The organism is Mesorhizobium sp. M7A.F.Ca.US.006.04.2.1 (genome assembly GCF_004022915.1).
Taxonomy (GTDB): Bacteria; Pseudomonadota; Alphaproteobacteria; order Rhizobiales; family Rhizobiaceae; genus Mesorhizobium; species Mesorhizobium ciceri.
Window position 1 is genome coordinate 1 of sequence record NZ_RZQA01000458.1, and the last position, 5,215, is coordinate 5,215.

Below are 5,215 nucleotides of genomic sequence, written 5' to 3' on the forward strand. Positions count from 1 at the left end.
TTTCAGGGGCAATTCGTAGGGCGTGCCGCGCACCATCGAGATCAGCACGCGGGCGTTCGGACCGGTTGCTTCGGCGGTAGCCAGATCATGATAGCGCTCGGCCCTGCCGCCATTGATCGGGTAGTGGTTGTCGCCGCCCATGTCGATGACATCGCCGAAGGGGGCAAAGCCCTCGCGGGTCAGCGGCCGCGCGACGATACGGGTCACAGCGCGCGCCTTGCGATGCCGGCGCCGCCGAGCTTGGCGTGCCGGTTGACGTCCTTGTAGAGCAGATAGCGGAATTTACCCGGGCCACCGGCATAGCAGGCCTGCGGGCAGAAGGCGCGCAGCCACATATAGTCGCCGGCCTCGACCTCGACCCAGTCCTGGTTGAGGCGGTAGACGGCCTTACCCTCCAGCACATAGAGACCGTGCTCCATGACATGGGTCTCGGCGAAGGGAATGACCGCGCCGGGTTCCAGCGTGACAATGGTCATGTGCATGTCGTGGCGCAAATCTGCCGGATCGACGAACCGCGTCGTCGCCCAGCGGCCTTCGGTGCCGGGCATCGGCGTTGGCGCGATCTCCTGCTCATTGGTGAAGAAGGCTTCCGGCACATCGAGACCGTCGACCACCTCGTAAGCCTTGCGAATCCAGTGGAAGCGCACGGCGGCCCTGCTTTCGTTGCGAACCGTCCAGCCGCTGGCCGGCGGCAGGAAGGCAAAGCCGCCGGGCCGCAACACATGCGTCTTGCCGGCAAGCAGAACCGTCAGTTCGCCTTCGACCACGAACAGAGCGCCTTCGGCGCCGGCATCGGGTTCCGGCCGATCGCTGCCGCCGCCGGGCGCGACCTCGACAATGTATTGCGAGAACGTCTCGGCAAAACCCGATAGCGGTCGCGACAAGATCCAGACGCGGGTTTCGTCCCAGAACGGCAACGCACTGGTCACGATGTCCTGCATCACACCCCGGGGAATGACGGCATAGGCCTCGGTGAAGACGGCGCGGCCGGTCAGAAGCTCGTTCTGGCCGGAATGGCCGCCATGTGGCGCGTAATAGGTTCGCTCGGGCATCCTGATCGTATCCATGGTTTCAAACCTATTGCGGAAGCATGTCCTTGAGGCGGAGCAGCGCGATGCGCTCGACCTGTTTGCAGGCGGTCTCGAATTCGACGCCGCGGCTGTTGCCGATGCGCGCCTCGAACTCCGCCAGGATTTCCTCCTTCGTCTTGCCCTTCACCGCGATGATGAAAGGGAAGCCGAAGGTGGTGACGTAGGCGGCGTTGAGCTTGGAAAACAGTTCGCGCTCCTTGTCGGTCAGCGCGTCGAGGCCGGCCGAGGCCTGTTCCCTGGTCGATTCCGCCGTCAGCCGTTTGGCCTTGGCCAGCTTGCCGGCAAGGTCGGGATGGGCGTTGAGCACCGAAAGCCGTTCGGTTTCGCTGGCGGAGCGGAAGATACGGCAAAGCGCATTGTGCAGGCCGCCCGAAGTGTCATGCGCCGGGCCTAGTTCCAGTTCGTAGGCGCGTTCGGCGATCCAGGGCGAATGCTCGAACACGCCGCCGAAAGTGTGGACGAAGGTCTCGAATTCCATCTTCGATGGACGGAGTGCCGCCGGTTGATAAGGATTGACCTCTTGCCAGTGCTTGGCGATGTCGATGCGCCTCGCCAGCCAGACCTTGTCGTGCGACTTCACATAGTCGACGAAGCGCTTCAGCGCCGCCACCCGGCCCGGCCGCCCGACGAGGCGGCAGTGCAGGCCGATGTTCATCATGCGTGGCCGGCCGGCCTTGCCCTCGGCATAGAGCGTATCGAAGCTGTCCTTCAAATAGGCAAAGAACTGGTCGCCCGAGTTGAAACCTTGCGGCGTGGCGAACCGCATGTCGTTGGCGTCGAGCGTATAGGGGATGATGAGTTGCGCGCCGCCCTCATGCTCGAACCAGTACGGCAGCTCGTCGTCATAGGTGTCCGACACATAGTCGAAGCCGCCTTCTTCCGCCACAATCCGCACCGTGTTGATCGATGTGCGACCCGTATACCAGCCGGTCGGGCGCGCGCCGGTCACTTCGTAGTGCAGCTTGATCGCCGCCTCGAGGTCGCGGCGCTCATCCTCGGCGCTGTGGTCGCGGTAGTCGATCCATCTTAAGCCGTGCGAAGCGATCTCCCAGCCGGCGTCATGCATGGCCGCTACCTGATCCGGCGAACGGGCGAGCGCTGTGGCGACGCCGTAGCAGGTGATCGGCACTTGCGACTCGGTGAACAGCCGGAGCAGCCGCCAGAAGCCGGCGCGGGCGCCGTATTCGTAGATGGATTCCATGTTCCAGTGGCGTTGACCCACCCAGGGTGCCGCGCCGACGATTTCCGACAGGAAGGCTTCGGACGCCTTGTCGCCATGCAACACGCAGTTTTCGCCACCTTCCTCGTAATTGACGACGAACTGCACGGCGACATGTGCACCGCCAGGCCATTTCGGGTCCGGCGGATTGGCTCCGTAGCCACGCATGTCTCTGCTGTAACGCATCGTCCCTCCCGCCGGGCACGGCCCGAAGTATGATCAGAATATCGAAAGGGTGCTTCTCGCATTCCCCCGAAAATTTTTGAAAGTGTTTTTGTCGCACTCCGCTCGACCGGGACTTATGCATCGCCTTTAATTGGCGCACAATTCACTGTTGATACTTGACCGTACCGGGCCAATTCGCTCGTACCGGAAATGGGAGGCGGCCAATGGCAGAAACGTCGAAAGCCGACGGCGGGCGTCTGACGACCCATGTTCTCGACACGGCGACCGGCAAGCCGGCGGCGGGACTGTCGATCGCGCTCTATCACCTCGAGGGCAAGGCGCGGACACATCTGAAGACCGTTCTCACCAATGCCGACGGCCGTTGCGACAAGCCGCTGCTCGCCGGCGCGGAATTCCGCACCGGCGAATACGAACTGGTCTTCGCCGCCGGCGACTATTTGCGCCAGCAGGGGTTGAGCCTGCCGAAACCGGCCTTTCTCGATGTGATACCGATCCGCTTCGGCATGGCCGAGCCTGTGCATTATCATGTGCCACTGCTGGTCTCGCCCTACGGTTACTCGACCTACAGGGGGAGCTGAGGCATGACGAAAATTAGCATCCGCAACGAAATCCGCTTCATTCTCAATGGCAGGGATGTGGCGCTTTCGTCGGTGGCACCCGACGCGACCTTGCTCGACTGGCTGCGGCTCGACCGTTCGCTGCGCGGCACCAAGGAAGGGTGTGCCGAGGGAGACTGCGGTGCCTGCACCGTGCTGGTCGGCAAGCTGTCGGAGGGCGGCTTGGTCTATGAAAGCGTCAATGCCTGCATCCGCTTCCTCGGCTCGCTCGACGGCACCCATGTCGTGACGGTCGAGCATCTGCGCGGTTCACCCGGCCAGTTGCATCCGGTGCAGCAGGCGATGGTCGATTTCCACGGCTCGCAATGCGGCTTCTGCACGCCCGGCTTCGTCATGTCGCTCTATGGCTTGTGGATGAAGTCGCCTGATCCCTCGAACGCGGATGTCGAAAAGGCTTTGCAAGGCAATCTCTGCCGCTGCACCGGCTACGAGGCGATCATGCGCGCCGCGCATGCCATCTCCAGCTACGGCAAGGCGGCAAAGGACCCGCTGGCCACGGAACGCAAGGCGATCACCGCGAGGCTCGAGGCCATGCGTGACGGCGCCCGGGTCGAGATCGGAACCGGCAAGGCGCGGCTGGTCGTGCCGGCCGATGTCGACGATTTCGCCGCCGTGCTGGACAAGGAACCCGGCGCTACCATCGTGGCCGGCTCGACCGATGTCGGCCTGTGGGTGACCAAGCACATGCGCGATATTTCACCGGCCATTTTCATCGGCGATCTCGACGGGCTTTGCACCATCTCGGAAGACAAGGGCGTCATTTCGATCGGCGCCGGCGTCACCTACACTGACGCCTTCGCGACATTGGCGAAGCGCATCCCGGCGTTGGGGCCATTGTTCGATCGCATCGGCGGCGAACAGGTGCGCAACATGGGCACCATCGGCGGTAACATCGCCAACGGCTCGCCGATCGGAGATACGCCACCGCCATTGATCGCACTTGGCGCAAGTCTCACCTTGCGCAAGGGCAAGAAGCAGCGGACGATCCCGTTGGAAACCTTCTTCATCGCCTACGGCAAACAGGATCGGCAGCCGGGTGAATTCGTCGAGGCCGTGCATGTGCCGGTGCCGGCCAAGGAAACGAAGTTTGCCGTCTACAAGATCACCAAGCGTCGCGACGAGGACATTACCGCGGCCCTTGGCGCGTTTTTCCTGGAACTGGCCAAGGACGGCACGGTGGCCGACATTTGCATCGCCTATGGCGGCATGGCAGCGACACCTAAACGGGCCCTCGGTGTCGAGCACGCCCTGCTCGGCAAATCCTGGACGGAGGCCACGGTCGAGGCGGCCATGGCCGAATACGCCAATGATTTCACGCCGCTGACCGATATGCGGGCAAGCGCCGAATATCGGGCGCTGGCGGCAAAGAACCTGCTGTTGCGTTTTTTTGCCGAGACCAGCGGCACCAAGGCGCCATTCCAGGTCTCACGGCACGAGGCGGCGTGATGCATATCAGCGCCAGCAAACCAATAGCGTCCTTCTCCCCGTTCACGGAGAGAAGATACCGGCAGGCAGATGAGGGGCGGCGCCGTCGTCGATCGGTATCTGCAAACCAGTCACGGTCAGCGTCGCCCCTCATCCGACCCTTCGGGCCACCTTCTCCCCGTGAGCGGGGAGAAGGGAAAAGAGGCATTCGATGAACAAGCACGCTGCCCCCAACCTCAAGGCTGAAAAGATCGCTGGCGGCGTCGCCACCGATCAGCGCCACGATTCCGCGCACAAACATGTCAGCGGTACCGCCGTCTACATCGACGACATGCCGGAACCATCAGGCACGCTGCATGGCTGCCTAGGGCTTTCCGGTGCCACGCATGCCACCATCACCAGCATGGATCTTTCGGCGGTGCGTACAGCGCCCGGTGTGGTCGACGTGTTGACGGCCAGTGACGTGCCGGGCGAAAACGACATTTCGCCGACCGGCCGCCACGACGAGCCGGTGCTTGCCGACGGCAAGGTGCAATTCTACGGCCAGCCTATCTTCTGCGTTATTGCGCAAACTCGCGAGCAGGCGCGCCGCGCCACAAGATTGGCAAAGGTCGAATACAAGGAATTGCCTTTCGTCACCGACATCGGCGCGCTCGATCCGAAGAAGGACCTGTCTC

Annotated in this window: 5 protein-coding genes and 1 pseudogene; 3 read left to right on the forward strand and 3 right to left on the reverse strand. The window is 63.0% G+C overall.

Annotation, left to right across the window (positions count from 1 at the left end; translation table 11 throughout):
- The 3 genes from EN925_RS22415 to puuE all read right to left on the reverse strand — a co-directional run.
- A partial coding sequence (locus EN925_RS22415) for an ureidoglycolate lyase (protein ID WP_206632888.1) occupies positions 1–207 on the reverse strand: 207 nt, incomplete at its 3' end.
- Positions 204–1,067, reverse strand: coding sequence for a bifunctional allantoicase/(S)-ureidoglycine aminohydrolase (locus EN925_RS22420; protein ID WP_024501939.1), 864 nt, complete (start codon positions 1,065–1,067; stop codon positions 204–206). The genes EN925_RS22420 and EN925_RS22415, both read right to left, overlap by 4 nt.
- Positions 1,068–1,077: 10 nt before the next feature.
- Positions 1,078–2,496: an allantoinase PuuE gene (puuE, locus tag EN925_RS22425; RefSeq protein ID WP_127369374.1), complete on the reverse strand. Its 1,419-nt coding sequence runs from the start codon at positions 2,494–2,496 to the stop codon at positions 1,078–1,080.
- A 203-nt stretch (positions 2,497–2,699) separates the two neighbouring features.
- Here puuE and uraH point away from each other — a divergent pair, with 203 nt between their 5' ends.
- The 3 genes and pseudogenes from uraH to EN925_RS22440 form a co-directional block, all read left to right on the forward strand.
- A complete protein-coding gene (gene uraH, locus EN925_RS22430) occupies positions 2,700–3,074 on the forward strand; it encodes a hydroxyisourate hydrolase (RefSeq protein ID WP_013528242.1) in 375 nt (124 codons plus the stop codon).
- Between the two features lie 3 nt (positions 3,075–3,077).
- A complete protein-coding gene (gene xdhA / locus EN925_RS22435) occupies positions 3,078–4,559 on the forward strand; it encodes a xanthine dehydrogenase small subunit (protein ID WP_127384915.1) in 1,482 nt (493 codons plus the stop codon).
- A gap of 190 nt (positions 4,560–4,749) precedes the next feature.
- A pseudogene (locus tag EN925_RS22440) lies at positions 4,750–5,215 on the forward strand (xanthine dehydrogenase molybdopterin binding subunit); the annotation flags it as partial.

Coding starts and splice junctions, on each gene's coding strand:
- xdhA (WP_127384915.1), top strand. CDS start 3,078: ATGACGAAAATTAGCATCCGCAACGAAATCCGCTTCATTCTCAATGGC.
- uraH (WP_013528242.1), top strand. CDS start 2,700: ATGGCAGAAACGTCGAAAGCCGACGGCGGGCGTCTGACGACCCATGTT.
- puuE (WP_127369374.1), bottom strand. CDS start 2,496: ATGCGTTACAGCAGAGACATGCGTGGCTACGGAGCCAATCCGCCGGAC.
- EN925_RS22420 (WP_024501939.1), bottom strand. CDS start 1,067: ATGGATACGATCAGGATGCCCGAGCGAACCTATTACGCGCCACATGGC.